Origin of the sequence: Micromonospora vinacea (genome assembly GCF_015751785.1) — a bacterium.
Lineage (GTDB): Bacteria > Actinomycetota > Actinomycetes > Mycobacteriales > Micromonosporaceae > Micromonospora > Micromonospora vinacea.
Map to the genome: position 1 here is coordinate 3,718,757 of NZ_JADOTY010000001.1, position 25,406 is coordinate 3,744,162.

The 25,406-nt window shown below is 72.4% G+C and carries 22 protein-coding genes and 3 tRNA genes; 11 read left to right on the plus strand and 14 right to left on the minus strand.

Annotated elements, in window-relative coordinates; translation table 11 throughout:
• The first annotated feature begins 44 nt into the window (after positions 1 to 44).
• The gene (locus IW249_RS17705; protein WP_196921772.1) at positions 45 to 1,121 is read left to right on the plus strand and encodes a GNAT family N-acetyltransferase; all 1,077 of its coding nucleotides are present in this window, start codon (positions 45 to 47) and stop codon (positions 1,119 to 1,121) included.
• A 62-nt stretch (positions 1,122 to 1,183) separates the two neighbouring features.
• Here IW249_RS17705 and IW249_RS17710 read toward each other — a convergent pair whose 3' ends face one another.
• Positions 1,184 to 2,749, minus strand: coding sequence for an aldehyde dehydrogenase family protein (locus tag IW249_RS17710; RefSeq protein ID WP_196921773.1), 1,566 nt, complete (start codon positions 2,747 to 2,749; stop codon positions 1,184 to 1,186).
• Positions 2,750 to 3,183: 434 nt separating this feature from the next.
• Between IW249_RS17710 and IW249_RS17715 the strand changes: the two genes are divergently transcribed.
• Complete coding sequence (locus IW249_RS17715) at positions 3,184 to 6,087, plus strand: glycoside hydrolase family 9 protein (RefSeq protein WP_231392561.1); 2,904 nt, start codon at positions 3,184 to 3,186, stop codon at positions 6,085 to 6,087.
• 110 nt (positions 6,088 to 6,197) lie between these two features.
• On the opposite strand, the gene IW249_RS17720 is transcribed toward IW249_RS17715, so the two are convergent.
• From IW249_RS17720 to bioB, 3 genes are read right to left on the minus strand one after another with little or no spacing between them, the layout of a single operon-like run.
• Positions 6,198 to 6,704, minus strand: a complete 507-nt coding sequence (locus IW249_RS17720; RefSeq protein WP_196921774.1) for a GNAT family N-acetyltransferase — start codon at positions 6,702 to 6,704, stop codon at positions 6,198 to 6,200.
• A gap of 4 nt (positions 6,705 to 6,708) precedes the next feature.
• The gene (bsaP, locus tag IW249_RS17725; protein WP_196921775.1) at positions 6,709 to 6,900 is read right to left on the minus strand and encodes a biotin synthase auxiliary protein BsaP; all 192 of its coding nucleotides are present in this window, start codon (positions 6,898 to 6,900) and stop codon (positions 6,709 to 6,711) included.
• 5 nt (positions 6,901 to 6,905) lie between these two features.
• A complete protein-coding gene (gene bioB, locus IW249_RS17730; RefSeq protein WP_196921776.1) occupies positions 6,906 to 7,901 on the minus strand; it encodes a biotin synthase BioB in 996 nt (331 codons plus the stop codon).
• Between the two features lie 166 nt (positions 7,902 to 8,067).
• On the opposite strand from bioB, the gene IW249_RS17735 reads away from it, so the two are divergent.
• The 4 genes from IW249_RS17735 to IW249_RS17750 are packed head-to-tail and all read left to right on the plus strand — an operon-like array spanning position 8,068 to position 12,288.
• Entirely contained in the window at positions 8,068 to 9,204 is a 1,137-nt protein-coding gene (locus tag IW249_RS17735) for an 8-amino-7-oxononanoate synthase (protein ID WP_196921777.1), read from the plus strand.
• Between the two features lie 55 nt (positions 9,205 to 9,259).
• Entirely contained in the window at positions 9,260 to 9,985 is a 726-nt protein-coding gene (gene bioD / locus IW249_RS17740; protein ID WP_196921778.1) for a dethiobiotin synthase, read from the plus strand.
• 54 nt (positions 9,986 to 10,039) lie between these two features.
• Positions 10,040 to 11,611 (plus strand): sensor histidine kinase, encoded by a 1,572-nt coding sequence (locus IW249_RS17745; protein WP_307788614.1) that lies wholly within the window; start codon positions 10,040 to 10,042, stop codon positions 11,609 to 11,611.
• Positions 11,612 to 11,670: 59 nt separating this feature from the next.
• The gene (locus tag IW249_RS17750; protein ID WP_231393692.1) at positions 11,671 to 12,288 is read left to right on the plus strand and encodes a response regulator; all 618 of its coding nucleotides are present in this window, start codon (positions 11,671 to 11,673) and stop codon (positions 12,286 to 12,288) included.
• A 37-nt stretch (positions 12,289 to 12,325) separates the two neighbouring features.
• Here the strand turns inward: IW249_RS17750 and IW249_RS17755 are convergent, their stop codons facing one another.
• The 5 genes from IW249_RS17755 to IW249_RS17775 form a co-directional block, all read right to left on the minus strand.
• Positions 12,326 to 13,114 (minus strand): ABC transporter permease subunit, encoded by a 789-nt coding sequence (locus tag IW249_RS17755; RefSeq protein WP_196921781.1) that lies wholly within the window; start codon positions 13,112 to 13,114, stop codon positions 12,326 to 12,328.
• Complete coding sequence (locus IW249_RS17760) at positions 13,111 to 14,043, minus strand: ATP-binding cassette domain-containing protein (RefSeq protein WP_196921782.1); 933 nt, start codon at positions 14,041 to 14,043, stop codon at positions 13,111 to 13,113. The genes IW249_RS17755 and IW249_RS17760 overlap by 4 nt, the downstream gene beginning before the upstream one ends.
• A gap of 89 nt (positions 14,044 to 14,132) precedes the next feature.
• Entirely contained in the window at positions 14,133 to 14,981 is an 849-nt protein-coding gene (locus IW249_RS17765) for a polysaccharide deacetylase family protein (protein WP_307788615.1), read from the minus strand.
• A 35-nt stretch (positions 14,982 to 15,016) separates the two neighbouring features.
• Positions 15,017 to 16,195 (minus strand): cytochrome P450, encoded by a 1,179-nt coding sequence (locus IW249_RS17770; RefSeq protein ID WP_196921784.1) that lies wholly within the window; start codon positions 16,193 to 16,195, stop codon positions 15,017 to 15,019.
• A gap of 9 nt (positions 16,196 to 16,204) precedes the next feature.
• A complete protein-coding gene (locus IW249_RS17775) occupies positions 16,205 to 16,873 on the minus strand; it encodes a class I SAM-dependent methyltransferase (RefSeq protein WP_196921785.1) in 669 nt (222 codons plus the stop codon).
• Positions 16,874 to 17,023: 150 nt separating this feature from the next.
• On the opposite strand from IW249_RS17775, the gene IW249_RS17780 reads away from it, so the two are divergent.
• Positions 17,024 to 17,917, plus strand: coding sequence for a hypothetical protein (locus tag IW249_RS17780; RefSeq protein WP_307788616.1), 894 nt, complete (start codon positions 17,024 to 17,026; stop codon positions 17,915 to 17,917).
• A gap of 43 nt (positions 17,918 to 17,960) precedes the next feature.
• Here IW249_RS17780 and IW249_RS17785 read toward each other — a convergent pair whose 3' ends face one another.
• The 3 genes from IW249_RS17785 to IW249_RS17795 form a co-directional block, all read right to left on the minus strand.
• Positions 17,961 to 20,891, minus strand: coding sequence for a M36 family metallopeptidase (locus IW249_RS17785; RefSeq protein WP_196921786.1), 2,931 nt, complete (start codon positions 20,889 to 20,891; stop codon positions 17,961 to 17,963).
• A gap of 357 nt (positions 20,892 to 21,248) precedes the next feature.
• A complete protein-coding gene (locus tag IW249_RS17790; RefSeq protein WP_196921787.1) occupies positions 21,249 to 21,830 on the minus strand; it encodes a TIGR03086 family metal-binding protein in 582 nt (193 codons plus the stop codon).
• Between the two features lie 101 nt (positions 21,831 to 21,931).
• Positions 21,932 to 22,534 (minus strand): TetR/AcrR family transcriptional regulator, encoded by a 603-nt coding sequence (locus tag IW249_RS17795; RefSeq protein ID WP_196921788.1) that lies wholly within the window; start codon positions 22,532 to 22,534, stop codon positions 21,932 to 21,934.
• 421 nt (positions 22,535 to 22,955) lie between these two features.
• Here IW249_RS17795 and IW249_RS17800 point away from each other — a divergent pair.
• The 3 genes from IW249_RS17800 (at position 22,956) to IW249_RS17810 (ending at position 23,221) form a co-directional block, all read left to right on the plus strand.
• A tRNA-Gly gene (locus IW249_RS17800) sits at positions 22,956 to 23,028 on the plus strand.
• Positions 23,029 to 23,062: 34 nt separating this feature from the next.
• A tRNA-Cys gene (locus IW249_RS17805) sits at positions 23,063 to 23,133 on the plus strand.
• Between the two features lie 13 nt (positions 23,134 to 23,146).
• Positions 23,147 to 23,221, plus strand: a tRNA-Val gene (locus IW249_RS17810).
• A gap of 64 nt (positions 23,222 to 23,285) precedes the next feature.
• On the opposite strand, the gene IW249_RS17815 is transcribed toward IW249_RS17810, so the two are convergent.
• Both IW249_RS17815 and IW249_RS17820 read right to left on the minus strand, forming a co-directional pair.
• Entirely contained in the window at positions 23,286 to 23,810 is a 525-nt protein-coding gene (locus tag IW249_RS17815; protein ID WP_372432973.1) for a winged helix-turn-helix domain-containing protein, read from the minus strand.
• Between the two features lie 118 nt (positions 23,811 to 23,928).
• Entirely contained in the window at positions 23,929 to 24,663 is a 735-nt protein-coding gene (locus IW249_RS17820; RefSeq protein ID WP_196921789.1) for a GNAT family N-acetyltransferase, read from the minus strand.
• 117 nt (positions 24,664 to 24,780) lie between these two features.
• Between IW249_RS17820 and IW249_RS17825 the strand changes: the two genes are divergently transcribed.
• Positions 24,781 to 25,362 carry a TetR/AcrR family transcriptional regulator gene (locus IW249_RS17825; RefSeq protein WP_196921790.1) on the plus strand — a complete coding sequence of 194 codons (582 nt, stop codon included), beginning with the start codon at positions 24,781 to 24,783 and terminating at the stop codon, positions 25,360 to 25,362.
• Positions 25,363 to 25,406: the final 44 nt, after the last annotated feature.

A 25,406-nucleotide genomic window follows, 5' to 3' on the forward strand; every position in this document is an offset into this window, starting at 1 on the left:
GCAACAGGCGGGGGTGAGGCTCTTACCGGGGAAGGGAGCCAACCATGACGTTGTGGCGGATCCGAGCGACGGTGGACGACCGACCGGGTTACCTGTCGGTGCTCACGGCAAGCCTGGCGCTGCGCGGGGTCAACATCCTCACCGTGCAGGTGCAGCCCACCGAGCAGGGCGCGGTGGACGACTTCCTGGTCGACGCGCCGGACGCGCTCGACGAGGCCGAGTTGATCGCCGCCGTCGAGCGGGGCCGGGGGCGGGACTGCTGGGTGGCGCGCAGCGAGGCGCGTGGTCTGGCCGACCAGCCCACCCGGGTGCTCGGGCTGGCCAACCGGCTGGTCCGTGACCCGGACGCCACGGGCGAGGCGTTGCGGACCCTGCTCGCCGCCGACGTCGTCAGCTGGCGGCCGGCGTCGGTGGGCGTCGAACGGGGAATCACCGGGGCCAGCATGCTGCTGGCCGACCCGGCGGGCGGTTCGTTCGCGCTGCGCCGGGCCGCGCCCGACTTCACCCCGGCGGAATACGCGCGGGCGCAGGCCCTGGTCGAGCTGGCCGCCACAGTGGCGCGCCGAGCCGCCGAACAGGTCACAGTGGTGCTGCCCGACGGCGCGGAGGTGGCCGTCCGACCGGCCAGCGCCCGCGATCTGTCCGGCGTCGTCGAGCTGCACGAGGCGTGCTCACCGCGCAGCCGGCAGCGGCGTTACCTGGGCGGGGCGGCGCTGCCGCAGCCGGCCCGCCTGCGTCGGCTGCTGGAGCCGAGCCGAGGGTTGACGCTGATCGCCAGCACCACCGGGTCCGACGGCACTGCCGAGTCGGTGGTCGCCATGGCGAACCTGCTCGGCGAGGGCGACGAGGCCGAGGTGGCGCTGCTGGTGCGGGACGACTGGCAGCGGCGCGGGCTCGGGTCGGCGCTGCTGCGCCGGCTGGTCCAGCACGCCGACCGGTCCGGGTACGCGGCGCTGGTGCTGCACATCCAGGCCACCAACGACCCGATGCTGCGCACGCTGCACCGGCTCGGTCGGCCGGCCGCGACGGAGCGCGACGGTGGGCTGCTCACCCTCACCGTGCCGCTCGCTGTCGCCGCCCCGGCGGACCGGAAGGGCGCGTTCGCCGCGCCCGGCGTCTAGGCCCGACGAGGGCCCCTTGCGCGCGCCGAACGTCCACAAGGGGGCCTCTCGCGTTCCCGGTATCAGGTGGTGGGGTAGCTGCTGTAGTCGGGGAAGTTGCCGTAGAGCCGGCTGTCGCCGCCGACGGTGACGGCCTGCACCAGCAGGTCGCCGCCAACGAACGCGCCCTTCCAGGAGGCGCCCCGGCCGCCGAACGGTTCGTCCCGGTCACCGCGTGAGCGCGGCTTGTTGATGCCCACCTTGAACGCCTGCAGGTCCACGGCGAGCTTGCCGGCCTCGTCGGTGTCGTCGCAGGCCAGCGAGGCCACCAGCGCGCCGTTGGAGGCGTTCATCGCGGCCAGCAGTTCGTCGGTGGTGTCCACCACGACGATCGTGTCGACCGGCCCGAACGGCTCGGCGTGCATCAGCCGGGACCGTCCGGGCGGGGCGAGCAGCACCGACGGCGCCACGTAAGCCGACGTGTCCTGCCCGGGAAGGAACGGCGCGCCGGTGAGCTTGCCCCGGTGCAGCGGGATCGCGCCGCCGCGGACCGCCTCGTCGACAGTGCGGCGTAGCTCGTCGGCTTTCGCGGCGCTGATCAGCGGCCCGAAGTCCAGCTCGGGTAGCGGGTCACCGGCGGCCCAGTCGTCGCCGACGGCGAGCGGGTGACCGAAGCGGACCGAGCGGACGACCGGCAGGTACATGTCGAGGAACTCGTCGACCAGGTCGCGCTGCACCACGAACCGGGGGTACGCGGTGCAGCGCTGCTTGCCGTACTCGAAGCCCTTCCTGAGGTAGGTGGCGAGCAGGTCCCACTGGGAGAAGTTCCAGATGCCCCAGGCGTTCAGACCCTCCTGCTCGATGAAGTGCCGCTTGTCGCTGTCGAGCAGCGCGGCGGCCACCTTGCCGCCGTTGGACCGGCCGCCGACGAACGCCACCGCGCCGATCTCGGGTGCCCGGACCAGCACCTCGGACAACTCCCCGCCGCTGCCGGAGACGAGCGTGGCGGGCAGTCCGGCCCGGCGCATCAGCGCGTGCGCGACGGTCAGGCAGACCGCGCCGCCCTGGGACGGGGTCTTGGCGATTACCGCGTTGCCGGCCAGGAGCTGCACCAACTCGGCGTGCACCAGCACGCTCATCGGGTAGTTCCACGACGCGATGTTGCTGACCGGCCCGGGCAGTGGCTGGCGGCCGTCGGCGAGCATCCGGTCGATCTCGCCGACGTACCAGCGGACGCCGTCGAGCGCCCGGTCCACGTCGGCGCAGGCCAGCCGCCACGGCTTGCCGATCTCCCAGACCAGCAGCAGGGCGAGCAGGTCGCGGTGGGCGGTGAGCGAGTCCAGGGCGTCGACGACCCGGGCCTTGCGGTCGGCCAGCGGGGTCCAGGCCCAGGTCCGGTGCGCGGCGGCGGCGTGGGCGACAGCGGCGCGCGCGGTGGTCGCGTCGATCCGGGGCAGGTTGATGAGGACTGTGTTGTCCACCGGGGTGCGGATCGCGGCGGGTTGGCCGACCGCCCGCCATTCGCCCTCGACCAGGTTGTGCAGTGTGGTGACGCCGTCGACCTCGGCGCCGAACGCCTCCGGGGTGACGGCCACCGCGCGGGCCAGGATGTCGGTCCAGGCGGTGTCGTCGGCGAGTCGTAGTGCCATCGCTTCTCCTCAGGGTTGACCGGGGAGCGGCGGCGTCGACGGCACCGCTGGTGAGCCGTACTGTCTCGCGCCTGGTGACGGGTCAGCAACAGTACGTTTGTCTGGCTGGCCGCCGACGCGCTCCAGCGGCGTGAGGATCTTTCCGGAGGCTTCTGCGGTGAGCTGCGCAAACGCTGAATACATATTGAGCTAGCTCGATGGTGTGAGATGCTCCGCAGTGGTTACTCGTGAGTACGAAAGCGACGCGGCGTGCCTCGGCCGCAACTGGCGGGCTTCCCAACCGCCGACCCGACCATTACATTGTCGGTTATCCATGGGAGCGCTTCCATGACCCGTGGTCACACCGCCACCCCCGCTGTCGCCGGTGGCCGTGCCGCCCGTACGCCGTCCCGCGTCGGTGCGACCGCCGGCGGCGCCTCCGACAGGAGCCCGCCATGCGCCACCTGACCCGGCCGTTCAGCGGCCAGCCTGGCCGGTCACCGGCCGCCGACCAGCCCTGGCCGCGGCGGCTGCTGGCCATCGGCGTCGCGCTGCTCACCGGCGCGTCCCTCGCGGTGACCGCGCCGCCGTCCGCGCCCGCCTCCGCAGCGCCGGCCGCGACCTACAACTACGCCGAGGCGTTGCAGAAGTCGCTGCTCTTCTACGAGGCGCAGCAGTCCGGTCGACTGCCCGACTGGAACCGGGTCTCCTGGCGGGGAGACAGCGCGCTCACCGACGGCGCCAGCGCGGGGGTGGACCTCACCGGCGGCTGGTACGACGCCGGCGACCACGTGAAGTTCGGTTTCCCGATGGCGTTCAGCGCGACAATGCTCGCCTGGGGAGCTGTCGAATACCGCAGCGGCTACACCTCCTCCGGGCAACTGCCGCACCTGCTCAACAACCTGCGCTTCGTCAACGACTACTTCATCAAGGCGCACCCGTCGGCCAACGTCCTCTACGGACAGGTCGGCAAGGGCGACGACGACCACAAGTGGTGGGGCCCGGCCGAGGTGATGCAGATGGCGCGGCCCGCGTACAAGATCGATGCGAGCTGTGGCGGCGCGGACCTGGCGGGGGAGACGGCGGCCGCGATGGCCGCCTCGTCGATGGTGTTCCGGCCCACCGACGCGGCCTACGCCGACCGGCTGCTCGGGCACGCCCGGCAGCTCTACACCTTCGCCGACACCGTTCGGAAGGCCTACCACGAGTGCATCACCGACGCCACGAGCTTCTACCGCTCGTGGAGCGGCTGGCAGGACGAGCTGGTCTGGGCCGCGATCTGGCTGCACCGGGCCACCGGCGAGGCCAGCTATCTGGCCAAGGCCGAGAGTGAGTACGACAAGCTCGGCACCGAGAACCAGTCCACCACCCGCTCCTACAAGTGGACCATCGCCTGGGACAACAAGCAGTTCGGCGCGTACGTGCTGCTGGCCAACCTGACCGGCAAGCAGAAGTACGTCGACGACGCCAACCGGTGGCTGGACTACTGGACCGTCGGGGTGAATGGGCAGCGGGTTCCGTATTCACCCGGCGGGATGGCGGTGCTCGACTCCTGGGGCGCGCTGCGCTACGCCGCGAACACCTCCTTCGCCGCGCTGGTCTACAGCGACAAGACCACCGACACCACCCGCAAGGCGCGCTACCACGACTTCGCCGTCCGGCAGATCAACTACGCGCTCGGCGACAACCCCCGTAACTCCAGCTACGTCATCGGGTTCGGCGCCAACTCGCCGAAGAACCCGCACCACCGCACCGCGCACGGCTCCTGGTGGGACAGCCAGACAGTGCCCGTGGAGACCCGGCACACCCTCTACGGCGCGCTGGTCGGCGGCCCGTCCTCGGCCAACGACGCCTACAGCGACAGCCGCTCGGACTACGTGATGAACGAGGTGGCCACCGACTACAACGCCGGCTTCACGTCCGCGTTGGTCCGGCTGACCTCCGAGTACGGCGGCACGCCGCTGGCGAACTTCCCGGTCGCCGAGACGCCGGACATCGACGAGCTGACAGTGGAGACCACTGTGACGCAGGCCGAACCACGGGCCACCGGGCTCAAGGTGATGGTCTACAACAAGTCCGCGTTCCCGGCCCGTGCGCTGACCGACGGCCGGTTCCGGTACTACTTCCGGCCCGACGGCACCGGCCCGGTGCAGGTCACCGCCGGCTACACCCAGGGCTGCCCGTCCCCGACCACCGCCAAGCAGTTCAGCGGTGACATCTGGTACGTCGAGGTGGACTGCGCCGGGCACACCATCGCCCCGGCGGGTCAGTCGCAGCACCGGATGGAGGTCCAGTTCAAGATCGGCGTGCCGGAGGGCGGCACCTGGGACCCGACGAACGACCCGTCGTACCAGGCCACCGCCGGGCCCAACCGGAAGGTGCCGCTCTACTCCGGCGCCACCCGCGTCTGGGGCGACGAGCCGGGCCCGGTCGTGCCGGACACCACCAAGCCGACCGTCCCGGGTACCCCGGTTGCGTCCAACCTCGGCCCCCGCACTGTCACCCTGACCTGGGCGCCGTCCACCGACAGCGGCGGCAGCGGCCTGGCCGGCTACGACGTCCGCGAAATCCTGGTCGGCGGCGACACGGTGGTGAACCGGCCCGTCACCGGCACCACGCTTACCATCTCGACGCTGCTGCCGGCGCAGACGTACCAGTTCAGCGTCGTGGCCCGCGACGGTGCCGGCAACACGTCGGCCGCCTCACCGGTGCTCAGCGTGACCACACCACCGGCCGGCACCGCCGACACCACAGCACCGAGCACGCCCGGCACTCCGGTCGCCTCGGCCGTCACCGCCACCGGGCTCACACTGGCCTGGACCCCGTCGACCGACAACGTGGGCGTCACCGGTTACCGGGTCTACCGCGAGGCCGGCGCCACCGACGTGCTGGTCGGCTCGCCGACCGGCACCACCCAGGCGGTGTCCGGGTTGACCGCCTCGACGGCGTACCAGTTCTACGTGGTGGCAGTGGACGCGGCCGGCAACACGTCCGCGGCGTCCGCGCCGGTCGCGGTGACCACCGCGGCCCCGCCGGTCGGCGGCACCTGCACTGTGGGGTACGCCACCACCGACTGGGGCAGCGGCTTCACCGCCAACGTGTCGATCACCAACACCGGCACCACAGCGATCAACGGTTGGACAGTGCGGTTCAGCTTCCCCGGTGGGCAGAGCGTCAGTCAGGGCTGGTCGGCGTCGTTCAGTCAGAGCGGCGCGGCGGTCACCGCCACGAACCTGTCCTACAACGGCACGATCGCGGCGGGCGCGTCGGTGAGCTTCGGCTTCAACGGCACGTACAGCGGCACCAACCCGAAACCGACCGCCTTCACCGTCAACAACATCCCCTGCACCATCGCCTGACCGGCACCGCGACGAGATCCTGGACAGTTACCGTTCCGCGCGAGCTGAATAGTCCGTGCGGACGGTAACTGTCCAGATCTGCTGCAACGTGGCTGATCCGCGGCTCGGCGTCAGCCGGTGAGGTCGTCGGCGAGCAGGTCCATCAGCAGGCCGTCGTGCCAGCGGCCGTCCGCGCCGCGCTCGTAGCGGCGCAGCACCCCCACCGGACGAAAACCGACCTTGGCGTACGCCCGGATGGCAGCGCTGTTCGCCGCCGCCGGGTCGATGGTGAAACGGTGGTGGCCGTACTCGTCGATCAGGTGGCGGGCCAGGGTGCGGATCGCGTCACCGCCGAGGCCGGCGCCGCGCTCCGCCGGGTCGAGGAAGACGTCCAGGCTGGCGTGTCGGTAGTCCGGGTCCGCCTCGGCGTACCACTGGATCGCGCCGATCACCCGGCCGTCGTGCTCGATCGCGTACACGTGCAGGTCGTCGTCGGCGAGGTCGGCGCGCACCGAATCGGCCAGGTCGTCGCCGCCCCGCCACCACCGGCGTACCTCCGGGTCGGCCCGGATCGCCGCGAGGGCCGGCACGTCCGCGCCCGTTGCCGGTCGTAGCGTCACCGCCCGCCCTCGCAGCACCGGCTCAGCCCCGGATCTCGCCGTGCTCGACGCAGACCGCCGACCAGCCCACCGGCAGCACCTGCACCTTCATGCGGCGTCGGCACGAGGGGCAGAACCGGGGCGGCTCCAACTGGCGGGCCGACGCGCAGGCCGGGTGGGCGGTGGCCGTCGCCGACTCACCGCACCGGTCGCACCACAGCTGCGTCGTCGTCATCGTCGTCACAGCGTGTCGGAGAGGGCCTTGACCGGCATCTTCAGCTCGTTCAGCAGCTCCAGGTCGGCAGTCGCCGGCCGACCCAGCGTGGTCAGGTAGTTGCCGACGATCACCGCGTTGATGCCGCCGAGCAGACCGTCGCGGGTGCCGAGGTCGCCGAGGGTGATCTCGCGACCACCGGCGTACCGGAGGATGGTGCGCGGCATGGCCAGCCGGAACGCCGCGATGGCCCGCAGCGCGTCCTTGCCCTCCACCACCGGGCGGTCACCGAGTGGGGTGCCGGGGCGAGGGTTGAGGAAGTTGAGCGGCACCTCGTGCGGGTTCAACTCGGCGAGCTGCGCGGCGAACTCGGCCCGCTGCTCGACGGTCTCGCCGAGGCCGAGGATGCCACCGCAGCACACCTCCATGCCCGAGTCGCGAACCATCCGCAGCGTCTCCCAGCGCTCCTCCCACGAGTGGGTGGTGACCACGTTGGGGAAGTACGACCGGCAGGTCTCCAGATTGTGGTTGTAGCGGTGCACACCCATGTCGACCAGGTCGTCGACCTGCTCCTTGCTGAGCATGCCCAGCGACGCGGCGACCTGGATGTCGACCTCCGCCTTGATGGCGGCGACGCCCTCGCGCATCTGCTTCATCAGCCGGGCGTCCGGACCGCGGACCGCGGCGACGATGCAGAACTCGGTCGCCCCGGTCGCGGCGGTCTGCTTCGCAGCCTCGACCAGCGACGGGATGTCCAGCCAGACGGAGCGCACCGGCGAGGTGAACAGGCCCGACTGGGAGCAGAAGTGGCAGTCTTCCGGGCAACCGCCCGTCTTGAGCGAGACGATCCCCTCGACCTCGACCTCCGGGCCACACCAGCGCATCCGCACGTCGTGAGCGAGCTGGAGGGCGGCGGGCAGGTGCTCGTCGGGCAGGTTCAGCACGGCGAGGATGCCGGCCTGATCGAGGCCGACACCGTCACCCAGGACCTGGGTCCGGGCCTGGTCGAGGATCTCTGGCATGGCTCGTACCCTACTAGGCCTGTGCGAGAGCCCCCGATCAGCCGGAATGCCCTGGCAGTTCGCGGACAGCTCGCACCGAGTGGAATCGTCGGGGCGGTGGCGGCGGGTGGTAATTTCGCCCGGCGGGTGTCGGGCTGACCGGCACGCACAGCGGGGGAGGGTGACGGTGGCGGACTGGCTGGCGGCGCTCGACCGCCGCGCGCAGCTGCGGGCGAAGGCCGGGCTCACCCGGCGACTGCATCCGCGTCCGGCCGACGATCAGATGACCGATCTGGCCGGCAACGACTACCTCGGCCTGGCCACCCACCCGGAGGTCACCGCCGCGGCCACGGCGGCCCTGTCGGCGTACGGGCTGGGGGCGACCGGGTCGCGCCTGGTGCGGGGCTCCACCGACGCGCACCGGGCGTTGGAGGAGGACCTGGCCCGCTGGCTGGGCACCGACGGGGCCCTGGTCTTCTCCTCCGGCTACCTGGCCAACCTCGGTGCGCTGCGGGCGCTCGTCCAACCTCGGACGCTGCTCGTCTCCGACGCGCACAACCACGCGTCGCTGATCGACGGCTGCCGCCTCTCCGGCGCGGAGACGGTGGTCACCCCGCACGCCGACGTCGACGCTGTCGCCGCCGCGCTCGCGGCCGCACCCGGCCGCCCGGCGGTGGTGGTGACCGAGTCGGTCTTCTCGGTCGACGGTGACCTCGCCCCGCTGGCTCGACTGCACGCGGTGGCACGCCGCCACGGCGCGCTCCTGCTGGTCGACGACGCGCACGCGCTGGGGCTGACCGGCCCGGCCGGCGCGGGCGCGGTGGCGGCCGCCGGGCTGGCCGGCGAGCCGGACGTGGTGGTCACCGCCACCCTGTCCAAGGCGCTCGGTGGCGCGGGTGGCGTCGTCGCCGGCCCGGCCGAGTTCGTTCGGCATCTGGTCGAGACGGGGCGCACGTTCATCTTCGACACGGCGCTGCCGCCGGCGGTCGCCGCCGGTGTGCACGCCGCGCTGCGGCTCGCCGAGGTCGGCGACGACCTGCGCGCCGAACTGTCCGACCGGGTGAGGCTGGCGGTCGGTCGGCTGCGGGCGGCAGGGCTGACCGTCTCCGCACCGGACGCGGCGGTGATCTCGGTGACCGCCCCCGGGCCGGAGGCGGCGACCGCCTGGGCCGCGGACTGCCGGGACCGGGGCGTCGCGGTGGGCTGTTTCCGGCCACCGTCCACCCCGGACAGCCGCTCCCGTCTGCGCCTCACGGTGAGCGCGGGAGTGCCCCGGGCGGCGTTCGAGCGGGCGCTGGACGTCATCGTGGACTGCGCCCCGTGAGCGCGAGGAGTGAGCCGGGTTTGCGAGCCCCGCAGTCGCGAACAGAGACCGCCCCGTGAGCGGGTGGGCGGGGTCGGTTCTGGTTACCGGGACGGACACCGAGGTCGGTAAGACGGTGGTGACCGCGGCGATCGCGGCCGCCGCGCAGGCGGCCGGGTTGCGGGTGGCGGTGGTGAAGCCGGGTCAGACCGGTACGGCCGGCGGTGAGCCGGGCGACGTGGATGCTGTGAACCGGCTGGCCGCGCCGCTGACCGGTCGGACTCTGGCCAGCTATCCGGATCCGCTCGCCCCGTTGGCCGCCGCGCGGGTCGCCGACCTTCCGCCGCTGGAGTTGTACGCCGCGGTGGACGCCGTCCGCGCGGAGGCCGACAAGCACGACCTCGTGTTGATCGAGGGCGCGGGTGGGTTGCTGGTTCCGATGGGGCTGCGGCCGTCGGGGGAGCCGTGGACGATGGCCGACCTGGCGGTGTCGCTCGGTGCGCCCGCGGTGGTGGTCGCCCGCGCCGGGTTGGGCACGCTCAACCACACCGCGTTGACCTTGGAGGCGTTGGACCGTAGGGCGGTGCCGGCCGGTGTGGTGATCGGTGCCTGGCCGGCCCGGCCGGAGCTGGTGCACTGGACGAACCTCACCGATCTGGTGCCGAACCTGCTCGGCGCGCTGCCCGACGGCGCGGGCGCGATGGACCCCGGTGTGTTCCGGCGGTCCGCGCCGGGTTGGCTCACCCCGGCCCTGCACGGCGTGCTCGACGACTGGCGGGTATGGGCCGAGGAGAGCGGCTGAACACCTGACTTTCGTCGGTGTCCGCCCAGGTCGGGCGTGGGTAGCCTGACCGCCGTGCGGATCCTCGACTCCCCGCCGCCGGCTTGGCTGCACCGGTGGCGTCGCCTGCTGCTGGACGTGCTGCTCTGGGCGGTGGTGGCCGCCCCCGTCGGCTACGCCGAGGTCAGCCCGCCCTATTCGCGGTACACGGTGCCGCTGTTGGTCGGCAAGCTGCTGCTGCTCGGTGTGGCGGTGGCGGCGAGTCGACGTCAGCCGTTGGTCTCCCTGGTGTTGGTGGTGCTCGGGTCGTTGATCGATGGCAACTTCGTGTTCGCCATTCCGGTCTTCAGCTATCTCGCCGGGCGGCGCAGCGCCACAGTGGGACCGGCGATCATGGTCTTCGTGCTGATCACGGGCGGCGGCACGGCGCTCAACCTGGGGTTGCTCGGCACCGGCGCGGCCACCTGGTTCCTGCTCGCCTCGGTGCTGCTCTTCGCCGCCGTGTTCCCCTGGTTGGTCGGTCGATACCGCCGCCAGCAGCAGGAGTTGGCCGACGCCGGTCGCCGACACGTCGACGCGCTGACCCGCGAGCAGCGGGGCGCCGCCGAGCGGATCCGGCTGCGGGAGCGGGCCCGGATCGCCGGGGAGATGCACGACTCGCTCGGTCACGACCTCAGCCTGATCGCGTTGCGCGCCGCAGCACTGGAGGTCGCCGCCGACCTGGACGACCGGCACCGGGCCGCGGCGGGGGAGTTGCGTGCCAGCGTCTCCGCCGCCACGGAGCGACTGCACGAGATCATCGGGGTGCTCCGCGAGGAGGCGGGCGCGTCACTGCGCCCGAGCGGGGAGACCGTCGCCGACCTTGTCGACGGTGCGCGGGAGGCCGGCATGGAGGTACGGCTGGACGCCGCCCCGGCGGTCACGGAGCTACCGGCGATGACCGGTCACGCGGCGCACCGGATCGTCCGGGAGTCGCTGACCAACGCGGCCCGGTACGCGCCGGGCGCACCGGTCGACGTACGCCTCATCCGCGACGGTGACCGGGTCGAGGTGACAGTCGTCAACGACCCCCCACCGGCCGGGCCACTGCCCGCCTCGCCCTCGCAGGGCAGTGGGCTGCTCGCCCTCGCCGAGCGGGTCCGCCTCGCCGGCGGGACGCTCGACGCCGGCCACCGGGCCGACGGCGGGTTCGCGGTACGGGCGGTGTTGCCGGCCACCGCGCCGTCGCCGGAGGCGATCGGGTCGGCGGCGGAGGTCGGGCCGACGGCGTGGTCCGACGAGCGACAGGGTCCGGCGGAGGGGCCGGTGGACGCCGAGCGGCGGCTGCTCGACGCCCGGCGGCGGGTTCGGCGCAGCCTGCTGGTGGCGCTCGTCGCACCTGTCGGTTTCGCTCTGGTGCTCTCGTTCGTCTACTACCCGGTGGCGACCGCTGGGACGGTGCTGGACCGGGCCACCTTCGACCAGCTGCGCGTCGGCGCGACCCGGTCGGAGCTGGTCGGGCTGCCCCGGCGGCAGTTGGAACGCCCGACGCCGGTCGACCGGGCCGGCTGCGAGTACTACACCGACGGCAACTTTCCCCTCGCCGCGCCGACCTGGCGGCTCTGTTTCACCGATGGCCGGCTGGTCAGCAAGGAGTGGATCGCCTAGTGGACACCGACACGACGGGGGCACCGCCGATCCGGGTGGTGCTGGCCGACGACGAGGCGATGATCCGGGCCGGCGTCCGGGCCATCCTCGCCAGCGACCCCGGCATCGAGGTGGTCGCCGAGGCCGGCGACGGGCACGCGGCGGTGGAGCTGGTCCGTGCCCACCGACCACGGGTGGCGTTGCTGGACATCCGGATGCCGCGGCTGGACGGGTTGGCCGCCGCCGCCGAGATCCGCCGGGTCGTGCCGGACACCGCGACGATCATGCTGACCACGTTCGGCGAGGACGACCACGTGGCCCGGGCGCTCGGGCACGGCGCCAGCGGTTTCCTGCTCAAGGCCGGCGACCCGCGTGAGCTGATCGCCGGTGTGCACGCGGTGGCCGACGGTGGGGCGTACCTGTCGCCGAGGGTGGCCCGCCGGGTGATCGAGCTGGGGGCTGGCCGGTTGGCCCGCCGACCCGCCGCCCGGGACCGGACGGCGGGGCTGACCGAACGGGAACGGGAGGTGCTGGCCCTGGTCGGCGCGGGTCTCTCCAATGCCGAGATCGCCCGCCGGCTGCACCTCGTGGAGGGCACCGTGAAGAGCTACCTGACCAGCATCTTCACCCGGCTGGATGTGTGCAACCGGGTGCAGGCGGCGATCCTCGCGTACGAGGCGGGCCTGGTCGACGGCTGAGCGGGGGCCAGTCGGCCCCCGCCCAGCTCGCCGGGCCCTACGCGTCTCGGCGGCGCAGTGCGGCTCGGCCCAGCAGCAGTGCGGCGGCGGCCCACCCGGCGAGTAGGAGCAGCCCGACCAGCGGCGGATAGGGCTCGGTGTCGCCGGCCAGGAAGTGCCCGCCGGCCACGCCGGGGAACACGTCGGCGATCCGGTTCAGCACGTCGATGTTTGGCTCCTGCAACGACAGCGGCACGATCATCAGGGTGGCGAGGAGCACTGTGAGGGTGAGCACCGCGCTGCGCAGCGCGGCACCGAGGCCCAGGGCGAGCACGCCGATCAGCGCCAGGTAGACCGCCACCGCCACGATGTCGCCGACGGTGTCGGCGGCCGGGGCGCTGCCCCATTCGCCGAGCACCGGCCGGGCCACCAGGGCGCCGACGCCGCCGAGCAGCAGCCCGAGCGCGAAGGTGACAGCGCCGGTGACGGCGGCCTTGGCCAGCAGTACGCGACCGCGGGACGGGGTGCACTGCAACGTCGTCCGGATGGTGCCACTGGTGGACTCGGCGGTGATCGCGAGCAGGCCCAGCGCCAGCACCACGTACTGGGTCAGCTCGACCGAGTCGATCAGCACGCTGCCGACGGTGACGATCCCCCGGTCGTCGGTCGGGTCGTCGTTGGTGTTGTCGTTAGCGGCGTAGATGGCCAGCTGGCCGGCGCTCGCGGCCATCACCAGCAGCCCGGCCAGCGCCGTCCACCAGGTGCTCCGCACCGAGGAGAGCTTGGTCCACTCGGCGGCCACGGCACCATTGCGGGTGCGGGTGCGGGTGCGGGTGCTGACGCTCATCGTGCCCCACCTCCGGTCGTGCCGCCGGCGTACTCGACGCTGTCGGCGGTCAGCTCCATGAACGCCTGCTCCAACGACGCGGCGTGCGCGCTCAGCTCGTGCAGTCGTACCCCCAGTTCGTGGGCCAGGTCGCCGACCTGGTCGGCGGTGGCGCCGGTGACGGTCAGCTCGTTGCGGTCGGCCGCCTCGACGCTCGCACCGGAGGCGGTGAGGCGCGCCGCGAGGGCGGCCAGCCCGTCCGGGTGCGGGCTGCGGACCCGGACCGCGACAGTGCCGCGGGCGATCACCTCGCCGATCGGCGAGTCGGCGAGCAGCCGTCCCCGACCGATCACCACGAGTTGGTCGGCGGTGAGCTGCATCTCGCTCATCAGGTGGCTGGAGACGAAGACCGTCCGTCCCTCGTCGGCCAGCGAGCGCATCAGCTGCCGCACCCAGCGCACCCCGTCCGGGTCGAGACCGTTCACCGGCTCGTCGAACATCAGCACCGGCGGGTCGCCGAGCAGCGCGCCGGCGATGCCGAGCCGTTGGCCCATGCCGAGGGAGAGCGTCCGCCCCGGCTTACCGGCGGCCCGTCCGTCCAGCCCGACGGTGTCCAGCACCTCGTCGACCCGGCGGGTGGGGATGCCGTTGCTGTGCGCCATGGCCCGCAGGTGCGCCCGGCCGGACCGGGCCGGGTGGATGGCCCGGGCGTCGAGCAGTGCGCCCACCTCGTGCAGCGGCCGGTGCAGCTCCCGGTACGCGCGCCCGCCGACCAGGGCCTGCCCGGCGGTGGGACGGTCCAGCCCGAGGATCATCCGCATGGTGGTGGACTTGCCGGCACCGTTGGGGCCGAGGAAGCCGGTGACCCGGCCGGGCGCGATGTCGACTGTCAACGCGTCGACAGCGACTGTCGACCCGAACCGTTTCGTCAACCCACGTAATGTGATCATGCGCTGACGCTAGGCGAGCGACCTGCCGCCCCGCCGCGCCCGAACGGCACCAGCCACCCCTGACTTTCGTCAGGCCGGTGGCGGACTGGTCACCGTACGTACTGCTCCAGCAGTGCCGGGGTGAGCCCGGCCCGGTGGATCGCCTTCAACGCCGCGAGCAGGTCGTCCATCAGTGCCGGTCGGAAGTGCATCAGCAGCACGTCGCCGGGTTGGACCACCTTCTCCGGGGTCTGGTAGCGCACCTTCCCCTCGTGGACGGTCTCGGTCCAGTGGAAGACCGCCTTCGCGCCGCAGTCGTGCGCGGCCCGCAACGTGGTGCTGTCGTGCTCGCCGAACGGTGGCCGGAACAGGGTGGGCCGCTTGCCGAACAGCCCCTCCAGCTTGTCCGCGGCACCGCAGATCTCCTGCTTCTGGTAGTCGTACGACCGGCCGGCCAGCGAGTTGTGCGTGATGGTGTGGTTCTCCACGACCCCGCCCACCGCCTCGATCTGCCGGAAGTAGTCGGTGTGCTCCTCCGCCGCCGGCGAGTTGAGGAACATCGTCACCGGGATGCGCGCCTCCCAGATGAAGTCGATCACTCCCGGCGGGCGGGCCAGCCCACCGTCGTCGATGGTGATGAAGGCGACCTTCTGGTCGGTCGGCAGGCGGTGCCAGAACGCCGCCGAACCGGTAGCGGTCAGCGGAATCGGCTGCGGCGGCGGTGCCTCGGGAAACGTCGGCACCTGCGACACATACCAGGCCAGGCTCTTGAACGCCGGTTTCGCCGTCGCGGACGGCGCGGCCGAAGGCGTGGACGCCGGGGCGGACGGACTCGGCTGAGCCGCGGTGACCTGCCGGGCGTGGGCCGCATGGCTGGGACCGACTGTGCAGGCAGTCAACGCCAGCAGGGCCAGAAGCGTTACGGCAGCAGGGATCCGGCGGGTGGGGATGGCTGACACGCCCGGAAACATACCGAGCGGATGTCAGGATCCGGTCAGCCCGGTGACCCCGGGGAGCGGCGGACCACGAACGCGTCCGGCATCCGGAAGGTGAGATTGTCCGGGCACCACGGCGGACGGACCACTGTCACCTCGTCCAGCAGCGGCGCGGTCTCGGCCACCACCACGGCCGCCTCCATCCGGGCCAGCACGTCACCGACGCAGCGGTGCGCGCCCGCCCCGAACGCCAGGTGTCGGCGTGATCCACGCTGGCCCGGACGGAACTCGTCGGGTGACTCCACGACCGCCGGGTCCCGGCCGGCGCGGCCCAACCACAGCACCAGGCTGCTGCCCGCCGGCACCGCCGTGCCGCCCAGGGTGCTCTCCGTCGTCGCCACCCGCCGCCAGGTGACGATCGGTGGTTCCAGCCGCAACCCCTCCTCCACCACGTCAGCCACCGCGACCTCGCCGGTGCGCAACCCGGCCCGTACCGCGGGCTCGCCGGCCAGCCGGTGCAGCAGCAGGGTGAGGAACTGCGAGGTGGTCTCCTGCCCGGCGACCAACAGGAAGAAGAGCGCGCCGACCACCACGTCCGGCGGGTGCCCGGCCGCGCGCAGTTCGGCGGCCAACCCGCCACCGACGGCCGCGAAGTCACGCAGTACCCGGTGGAACCGGCCCACCTCGGCGGCGAGCGCCACCTGCCGGTCGGCGTCCAGTGGCGCCCAGAACAACTCCAGCGCGGCGCGGGCGAACTCCTTGACCGCGCCGACCGGCGCGTCCGGCAGCTCGACCAGCCGGGCCAGCACCAGCAGCGGCAGGTCGGCGGCGAGGTCCGCGTACAGGTCGACCGGTTCGCCGGCGTCGAGCGCGGCGCCGATGCGGGCAACCCGGTCCCGGACCAGCGCGGTGAGCCACTGCCGCTGCGCGGCGACCCGGGCCGGGTGCAACGCCTCCGCCACGATCGCCCGGATCTGCGGATGGCTGACACCCGAGTTGTTCGCCAGGGTCGGCGGCAGCCGGAACCGGTGCCCGGCGAGGACCCGCAGCGCGGTCACCGGCATCGGCGTCACCGCGTCCAGCGCGTTGTCCGGCCGGTAGGTGACCGGGTCGGCGAGGACCTGGCGGACCAGCGCGTGCCGGGTCACGACCAGGTGGGTGCCGCCGACGTGGTCCGGCACCCGGGCCACGTCCGGCCATGCGGGGTCAGCCACCTGCGCCCAGCTGCGGAACAGCACCCGGACACGCTAGCCGGAGGCCCCCGGCAGCCCGGCCCGCAGCCGCCAGACGGTGGTGCGCTTCACCCGCACGCTCTCCAGCGCCTCCGGCACCGGCACGTCGTACGAGGCCACCTCGTCGAAGCGGTCCCGGGGCAGGAACGCCCGGCCGGGGTCACCGACCAGCGCCGGCGCGCCGGCCCGGGCGGCGCGCAGCAGGAACCGCAGGACCCGGCGGGCCATCGCCTCGCTGTAGAAGACGTCCCCGGCGAGCACCACCTCGGCGTCCCCGGCGTCGCCGTCGAGGATGTCGCCGAACTCGGCGTCGACGCGTACCCCGTTGGCCTCGGCGTTGAGGGCGACCGCCGCCACCGCCAGCTCGTCCACCTCGACGGCCCGCACCGACGCCGCGCCGACGCGGGCGGCGGCGATGGCGACCAGACCGGAGCCGGAGGCCAGGTCGAGCACCCGGCGGCCGGCGACCAGCTCCGGGTGGTCGGTCACGTAGCGGGCGAGGGCCTGCCCACCGGCCCAGGCGAACGCCCAGAACGGCGGCGGCCGGTCGCTGGAGAACTCGCCCTCGGTCAGCTCCCACAGCCCGATCGGCTCGTCCGCCTGGTGCAGCCGTACCTCGGGCACGAAAGGGACCGGGGCGAGCCGGGCGTGCAGCCGGACGAAGGTGCTGGAGAGCTCGGACACGGCGTGATTCTCCCAGCGGCCCGACTCCCGGCGTGTCGCGGGGGAGCGGTGACCGGTTCACCACGGTCGGTGAAAACCCACCCCGTCCTTGCCGTCCGGTGCGAACACACCCGTCTGGTCGGGCCGGTGCCCCGCTTCTAGCGTTGCGGGGTGGAGGCGACCGAACGGAGGACGGCGGTGGTGACGGTGTGGCGGTATGCGCTGAGGGCAGGGGTGGTGCTGGCCTGTCTGAGCGGGGTGGAGCTGGCGGTGGCCGCCCCGGCACAGGCGGCCTTCACCACCGAGATGAGCGGCCTGCCGGGACGGTTCACGGCCGGCGAGCAGGTGCGGACGATCTCCGCTGTGGTCTCCCAGACGGATCGACGCGCCAGGTGCGCGAAGGTGCGCTGGTCGATGGTGCTCAGCGTGCAGGGCCTCCGGCTCGACCAGGTGAAGATGGACCGGGTGGAGGAGACCGGCGACTTTCCGCTGGAGATCCGTGCCGAGGGTGACGTGGCCCGGTTGACCGACCGGCAACTCGACCCGGGCACGCTCTGCCCGGGCCGCACGGTCACGGCCCGCTACCGGGTGGCCTTCGCCGAGGACGTCACCCAGGGGCGGGTCACCCTCGCCGCCGAGGCGTACGACGCCAACCTGCGCCTACTGGCCCGGCAGACCGCCACCCGCTCCGTGGTGGGGGTGGGCGGCGTGCCGACCGGTACGCCGAAGCCGACGGCGACCCCACCGGAGCCCACCGAATCGGCGAGTGCGCCCGCCGAGGACGAGAGCGCGGCGACCGAGGAGCCGGTCGAGGAGTACCCGGCCGACGCGGCGCCACCGGCGGCCAACCGTCCGGTCTCGCAGTCCGGCGCGTTCGGCGTGGTGCAGGCGGCGTTCCTGCTCGGCGGGCTGCTGCTCTTCCTCGGGGTGGGGCTGCTGCTGCGGTTGCGGCAGCTGACCCGGGCCGCGGCCGGGGACGCCGACGAGGCTGACGACGACCCCCCGGTGGACCGGCGCTGGGAGCGTCCGGCCGCCGCCGACCCCTGGCGCCGGGCGCACCGCTGATCGAGGACAGTGGGGCCGGCGGACACCCGCCGGCCCCACTGTGTCACTTCGCGAACGCCTGGAACTCGGCGATCCTGACCTGGCTCCGGGCCGGGCTGGCGGTCGCACAGTCCGTCGTCGTGGCCGGGTCGTCGTCCTGCTCGCCCGCGTAGTGCGGGCCGCCGGTGCACTGGCTCGCCAGCACCTCGAGTCGCAGGTGGGTGGCGAGGGTGGTGGGTACCGCGAACGTCCGGAGGTTGATGTCCCGGCTGTACGCCCGGTACGCCCCGCCCGGGAACGCGTCCCCCGCGCTGGTGTAGATGCGCTGCCAGCGCGCCGGGTCCGCGCAGTCGGTGGTCGTCGCGTTGCAGGCGGACACCGCGAACGAGCGCAGGGCACTGAGCGCGTTCTGGGCGCCGGTGTCGGCGTCGCCGGTGATCGCCGGGCGCAGCATCGCGCTGACGTTCACCCGCTTGACCGTCTGCGGGGCGTCCCCCGGCAGCGCCACCGTGAGCTGTCGGCCGGCGACCCCGTCCAGGGAGGCCCAGTTCGTCGCCTCGGTGTCGTCGGCGACCCGGTCCAGGTTGACCCCGTCGCCGGTGATGGTGGCGCCGGACGCGGTGGAGGCGAGGTTGCGGCTCATCCGCAGGTCGACGTAACCGTCCTGACCGGCCTTGGCGACCACGCTGAGCCGCTGGTGCCCGAAGCCGGGGGCCACGGCGAGCAGGTCGTACGTGCCGGCCACCATCTCCACGGTGTCCGGGATCGGCGTCGCCGGGTCGGTGTCCGCCACCGGCACGGCCCGCGCCTCGTACGCCCCCACGTACACCCGGATCGGCGCTTCGGCGCTGTCCCCGCGCGGGCGCAGGGTCAGCGTCGCGTTGCCGCCACTCGGTGAGGCGAAACTGGGCGTCGGGTCGGTGTCGCCGGCACCGTTGGTGGCGGCGTCCCGGCCCATGCCGGAGCGGGCGAACTCGGCCCAGATCAGGTCCTGGTTCGCGCCGCCGAAGCGGAGCAGGTCGGCGGTGAGCATGTTGTCCCGCATGTCGAGCATGCTGACCTGACTGGCGGCCTGTAGCAGGAACGAGTCGAAGACCAGCTGCGACCAGCGCCGGTTGCCCGGGCACTGATCGGCCGCGACCTTGCCCAGTGCGCAGTCGAGCTGCCGTTGCGGTGTGCCGAGGCCGTACCGCTTGACCAGGGCGGAGCGGACCCGGAAGTTGGTGGCGCCCCAGATCTCCCCGTCGGCGTGCACGGCCGGGCCGGCCGTGTTGTAGCCGATGTCGGAGTAGTTGAGTGGGCTGCGGCTCAGGTCGTAGTTGCGGATGCCGCTGACCAGGTTGCCGGTGACGTAGCCGCCGGTGATGAAGGGCGTCTCGCCGGGCGCCCGCAGCCCGTGCTGGAAGAGGTACTCGGCGGCGAGCAGGTCGCCCCACGACTCACCCATCGCTCCGCCCTGGTGGCCGCCGATCCCGCTGTCCGGGCCGGCGATCATCCGGTTGGTGATCGCGTGGGTGTACTCGTGGCCGATCACCGTCATGTCGTAGTCGCCGTCCACGCACGGCGGGTACGGCCCGCCCGCCTGCGGCTGCCAGAGGTACATGTTGGTGGTCGGCGGCAGCCCGTCGCGCGGGGTGCCCTGGTTGGCGTTGTTCCGGTTGCCGCTCAACGCGCCCTGCTGGGCGCGGCCCTGCTCGGCGTCCCCGCCCAGCCCGGACGGGGTGAGGTTGACCGCCTGGAGGTTCCACGCCGACTCGGTGAAGCCCAGCTGGTACGACCAGTCGTGCATCCGGTTGTGCATGGCGAAGAGGTTGGCGATCGACGCGTCCGCGTCGTTGCGCTGGGCGGAGGTGAACACCCCGGGGTTGCACCGGGCCTGGTGCCACTGGTCGGTGAAGGGGTACTCGTAGCGGCGTTCCGGGCTGGTGGGGGCCGGCACGATCGGGGTGTTCGCGCCCCAGGACAGCACCGTGTTGGCCGAGTTGCCGCGCGAGGTGAAGGTCGGTGTGCCGGTGGCCGCGTCGACGTCCCAGGGTTGGTCGGTGGCCGGGTCGCGGAAGGCGGCCTGGCAGCCGGGGGCCGGGTCACCGCACCAGCGCACCCGGGGGTCCTGCCCGGGGCCGAGGTCGCGGGGCGGGGTCGCCGGGAAGACCGCCCAGCTCGGGTTGTCGGAGTCGTAGTCGACGAGGTCCTCGCGGACCAGCACCTGCCCGGTGCTGCCGTCCACGTAGCTGGTGAACGCGGCCGGGTGCTCGGTGTCCGCGCCGATCATTGTCACCTCGTAGGCGGCGCGGGGCCCGTCCAGCGGGGTGGGCACGGCCACCGCCCGGACGGTGTGGCTGGCCACCGCGGTGGCGGTCAGCTTGGCGTCGGCGAGCGCGGCGGCGTACGCCTGCTCGGCGGTGCGGGTGGCCGGTGCTGGTGCGTCGGTGTTTCGGGCCAGTGAGGAGCTGACCGAGAGCACCGCGCCGTCGGCGACCGCGAGTGTGACGAGGCCGTCCGGCCCGGCTGGCAGGTCGCCGAAGCGTTGCCGGAGGGTGACCACTGTGCCGCTGCCGATCGGCCGGACCAGCACTCGTTCCATGTTGGCCACCGCGGCGGCGTCCATGCCGAACAGGTCGCGGTTGGCGGCCAGGTAGGCGCGGGCCGCGGCCTCCGGGTCGGCGGGCAGCCCGCTGGCCAGCGGGGTGCGACCGGGGCCGAGCGCCTGTGGGGTGCCGAGCCGGTTCCACCGGACGTCGGGGTCGACGGCGCGGGCCATGCCGCGTTGGCGGGCGTCAGGTGCCGCCGTACCGGTGCGGTTGTCGGCGTCGGCGGGTGCGTGCCCCTCGGCGAACGGCCCGGACCGGCGCTCGGCGGACGCCGCGCCGCCGGTGGGGGCCGCGGTGCTCACGCCGGTGGGGAGCAGCGCGGCGACCGTCGCCGTTGTCGCCAGGATGGCGATGAGCCGGCGTCGACGCCGGCTCATCGGGGGTGACCATTCCGGTTGTGGCACGGGACCTCCTCGTGGGAGCGGGATGGCCGGCGATCGCCGACCGTCGCTGCGCGGTGACGCATGCGCATCTGTGGATATCAGTCCGTCGAGGTCGCGGCAAGGTCCCGGGCCGTCGCCACACCAACAGATCGAGATAACTCGACTTTACGAAACAGCCACGCTTGTAAAAGCAGGAGGGCAGCCGGAGTCGACGCAGGATGTTGGAGCGGACGTTGGCAGTGGCCGTCGATGTCGATCGGCCCGTCGAGCTGGCCGCCTGGCGGGACCCGCGCGGAGCTGACCGCCGCAGTGTGGTCAGTCGGTGGTCAGTCGCTTGGCACGCCGTGCGTGGTCAGGCGCTCGGCGCGCCGTGCGTGGTCAGTGGCTCGGCGCCCAGTCGGGGTCACGGCCGAACGAGGCCAGCAGGCGGTCCTGCTCGTCGGCGTCGTCGGGCACCCGTACGCCGGTGTGGACCAGGTTGTTGCGCTGGTAGGCGTCGATCTGGCCGGCGAACCACTGGGCGGCGGCGTGCACCGCGTCCGGGTCGAGCCGCGGCTGCGCGCCGATCGCCACCGCCACGTCCCACCCGTGCACGAGGTGCTCGGCGAGGAGTTGCCGGAGGTACTCGGTGGCCGGGGTTTCGCCGCTGGAGAGGTGCACGGTTCGGTCGATGGCGCCGGGGTGGGTGGCGGCGATCTCGGCCTGCGCGGCGGCTTCCCGCGCCGTCGCGATCGGGTCGGCGCCGAGTTGGTCACCGTCGAGCCGGTCGCCGACCTCGTCGATGGTCCGGCCGGCGAGCAGCGGCACACTCCACCGGTCCTCGGTCACCACGTGGTTGACCAGGGTGCGGACGTCCCAGTCCGAGCAGGGCGTCGGGTCGGACCACTGGCCGGGCTCGATCTGGTCCACCCGGTCGATGAACTCGGCCAGGCTCCGGCGGTACGCCTCCAGTAGATCCATGCTGCCGATTGTTCCGGTCGGCGAGGCGGGCCGAGCCCGTTTTGCCCGGCCTGGTGCGGCGGATCGTGCTGGTTGCCCAGCTCGGCCCAACTCGGCCCAGCTCAGTCCAGGTCGGCCGGGTCCAGGCCGAGCTCTCGGGCGGTGACCAGCCGGACCCACTCGCCGAACTGCCGGCGGGAGATCACCCGGTCGTGCACGGCGAGTTGGACGGCAAGGCCGTCCATCACCGCGCTGATCCGCCAGGCGGCCCCGTCGGGGTCGGCGCACTGGAAGGTGCCGTCGGCCACCCCGGCGGTGATCACCGCGGCCAGGTCCTGCCGCCAGCGCAGGTCGAGCCGGCGGGAGACCTTCTCCAACTCGGGAGTACGCAGCGACTCGGACCAGCCGTCGATCCACATCGACCAGGAGGTGGCCCGCCCGGCCGGTGTGTAGAGCTTGAGGATTCGGCGGAGCTTGGTCAGCGGTGGGGCCGAGGAGCGGGTCACCACGTCCAGTCGGGCCAGGTCCTGCTCGACCGCGTACGCGAAGGCTTGTGCGAGCAACCGCTCCTTGGTGGCGAAGTGGTAGAAAACCAAGGCCTGGCTCACGCCCGCGGCATTCGCCACGTCCGCCGTCCGGGTGTTGGCCAGACCGCGCTCAACGATCACGTCACAGGCGGTGCGCAGCAGGGCATCCAGGCGGATCTCGGCCGCACGTCTCGTCACGACCGTTACCGTAGCCCATCCGAACGAACACGAACAGTTACCGCCACCCGCCGATCGGCGCGGTGACAGTCGGAAGCCGGACACTTCCTTCGGGTGTCTTCGGTCGTTTCACGGAGGTTGTTAGTGGAGGTCCGCCGCCCGGTGTCGGGGGGAGGAGGCGTCGATGGTCCGGCGTGCGACGCGGTGATGACGATCATTGCCTAGTGATGTCGGAGTGTGACGGTCCGTGCTGGATCGGGATATCAGGGCAGCCCCCTAGGAAGCCTGCCGGGAGTGGCTCCGGCCCAGCTCCGGCCATGCCGGACCGGGGCGGCTCCGGTCCCGCCGAACATCGGAGACGCGCCGAGGCGACCCCGAGTTGGCAGTCAAACACCGGCTCGGCTAAAGTTCTCATCCGTCACCCGGGAACGTCCGGGGGCGTGCGGACGTAGCGCAGCTGGTAGCGCATCACCTTGCCAAGGTGAGGGTCGCGGGTTCGAATCCCGTCGTCCGCTCGGAGCTGCCGCCACGCATGACGGGGGCAACCTCGGTGGGGTGGCCGAGAGGCGAGGCAACGGCCTGCAAAGCCGTGTACGCGGGTTCAAATCCCGTCCCCACCTCGGCAACAAGCACGGGCGATTGGCGCAGTGGGAGCGCGCTTCCTTGACACGGAAGAGGTCACTGGTTCAAACCCAGTATCGCCCACCAGAGGAGAACGGCTCGTTACCGGAAGACCCGGTGACGAGCCGTTTCGCTTGTGGTGAGACGGTCGTCAGTCGACGCTGAGTCGGTAGCCGATACCTCGGACGGTGTGCACGCGCAGGGTGTCGTCGACGGCATGCAGTTTGCGACGTAACCGCTTCACGGCCGAGTGCAGGATCGACGTGTCGCCGAGGAACGCGCATCCCCAGACCGATTCGAAGAGCCTCTGGTACGTCCAGACGCCGACCGGTGCGGTGGCGAGCTGGGTGAGCAGGTTGCGCTCGAGTCGGGTCAGGGCCAGCGGTTCTCCGCGCCACGTCACCCGGTGGTCGAGGGGGTCGATGGTGAGGTCACCGAGGTTGATCTGGCCGGCGACGCCGACGGCGGGAGCGGCTGCGATCGGAGCGGGGGCGGAGGCGGCGGCGGAGGGGAGTCGCGCCGGCCCGCTGATGACCGGTCCGCCGATCATCGCCTGCAACTCCGCGAGGTCGGTGCAGATCACCAGGGTGCCGAGGCCGTCCAGGCGCCGGACCATCCGCTCGCGCACCGACACGTCAGCTGTCACGCAGAACACGAGGGACACATCGTCGATCACTGTCGCACCTCCCCGGGAGCCAGTAAAAGACAACGCTGTCTGAACCCCGTAGTCAATGGTTTCCGTCGGGTGGTCACCCGTGATCCAGTCTGGTTGCCGGGCAGCCTCGCGATCGCCTTCAGAAGGTCAACAGGCGGAACTCGCCCACCGGCCGGAAGCCGAGGCCGCGGTAGACCGACTCGCCGACGGCCGACGAGGTGAGGGCGGCGGTGCGGGCACCCCGTTCGCCAGCCAGTTCGACGGCGGCCCTGGTCATGGCCGCGCCGATGCCCCTGCGTCGCTGCTCCGGCTGCGTGCCGACGAAGTAGAGGGTGACCAGACCGTGGCTGATCCAGGCGACGGCCGTTGCGACGATCCGGCCGTCGTCGAGGCGACCGGCCAGCCGGAGCACACTGCCGTCGCCGGTGAACGCCTTCTCCCGTTCGATCGTCGCCGCGACGCCGTCCGCCGGAATTCCGGACACTCGGGCATACGCCGGGACGAACGTGGCGAGGTCGGCGGTCTCGGCGATCCGTACGCCGGCGGGAGTCGGCGCATCGGACACCTCCCCGACCCCCACGGTCATGATCGGCATCCGGGCGACCTGTAGCGCACCGAGCGAGACCAGGCCGTCCGCGGTGCCGGCGTCACTGTCCGGGCCAACCCACCAGATTCGGGGTACGCCGTGCAGGCGCTTTCGGGCCTCGGCGAGCGCGTCCTGCGGTGTGCGCCCGGCGACCCGCAGCACGCCGTTGAGGGGTGCGTGCGGCACCTCACTGCGGTAGGTCGGGAGGTCCGGGCCCCCGGCGACGCCGATGTTCCAACCGAGCAGGTACGCCCGGTGCGCGGCCAGCACCGTGTCGAGAGGCTCCATGATCTGGATCGTAACGCGGCGGCCGGCAACCCCTTCGGCCAGCGGAAACAGCTCGATTCGACGGCTGTGACCGGCGGTACTTTGTCGATCGTTCCAGATAGCGGGTAGCGTTCAGCCATGGCCCGCACTCGTGAGTTCGACCTCGACGCCGCGGTCAACGCTGCCATGGACGTGTTCCGTCGCAAGGGGTACGAGGGCACCTCCATGCGGGACCTCTCCGAGGCGACCGGCCTGGGCAGCGGCTCGCTCTACGCCGCGTTCGGCAGCAAGGACGGCCTCTACCTGGCGGTGCTCGACCTGTACCGACAGCGCTACGCCACACCGATGGTCGACCTGCTGCGCTCGGGCAACGACGCGCGAGAGGTCATCCGTGAGGTGTTCATCGGCACCGTGGACGACATCACCGGAGACGGCCGGCACCTCGCCTGCCTGATCGTCGGAGCGTCGATGGAACGGGCGCACCAGGATGTGCGGGTCGCCGAGCGGCTCCGCTCGACCACCCAGTCCCTGGAGTTGGCGCTCTACGACCTGCTCGCCGAGGCGCAGTTGCGCGGTCAGGTCACCACCGACCGTAGTGCCACCGACCTGGCCGGCTTCCTGGTGACCAGTCTCCAGGGTCTGCGGGTGATGGGTGCCATCAACCCGGACCGGGCAGCGCTGACGCGTTACGCGGAAGTCGCGCTCACCTGCCTGGACTGACCGCCGGACACGGTGGTCGGCCGGTCACCCGAATGAGGAGTCGA

Coding starts and splice junctions, on each gene's coding strand:
- bsaP (WP_196921775.1), bottom strand. CDS start 6,900: ATGACGACGACGCAGCTGTGGTGCGACCGGTGCGGTGAGTCGGCGACG.
- IW249_RS17710 (WP_196921773.1), bottom strand. CDS start 2,749: ATGGCACTACGACTCGCCGACGACACCGCCTGGACCGACATCCTGGCC.
- IW249_RS17820 (WP_196921789.1), bottom strand. CDS start 24,663: ATGGAGCCTCTCGACACGGTGCTGGCCGCGCACCGGGCGTACCTGCTC.
- IW249_RS17760 (WP_196921782.1), bottom strand. CDS start 14,043: ATGATCACATTACGTGGGTTGACGAAACGGTTCGGGTCGACAGTCGCT.
- bioB (WP_196921776.1), bottom strand. CDS start 7,901: ATGCCAGAGATCCTCGACCAGGCCCGGACCCAGGTCCTGGGTGACGGT.
- IW249_RS17715 (WP_231392561.1), top strand. CDS start 3,184: ATGCGCCACCTGACCCGGCCGTTCAGCGGCCAGCCTGGCCGGTCACCG.
- IW249_RS17755 (WP_196921781.1), bottom strand. CDS start 13,114: ATGAGCGTCAGCACCCGCACCCGCACCCGCACCCGCAATGGTGCCGTG.
- IW249_RS17750 (WP_231393692.1), top strand. CDS start 11,671: ATGATCCGGGCCGGCGTCCGGGCCATCCTCGCCAGCGACCCCGGCATC.
- IW249_RS17825 (WP_196921790.1), top strand. CDS start 24,781: ATGGCCCGCACTCGTGAGTTCGACCTCGACGCCGCGGTCAACGCTGCC.
- IW249_RS17790 (WP_196921787.1), bottom strand. CDS start 21,830: ATGGATCTACTGGAGGCGTACCGCCGGAGCCTGGCCGAGTTCATCGAC.
- IW249_RS17705 (WP_196921772.1), top strand. CDS start 45: ATGACGTTGTGGCGGATCCGAGCGACGGTGGACGACCGACCGGGTTAC.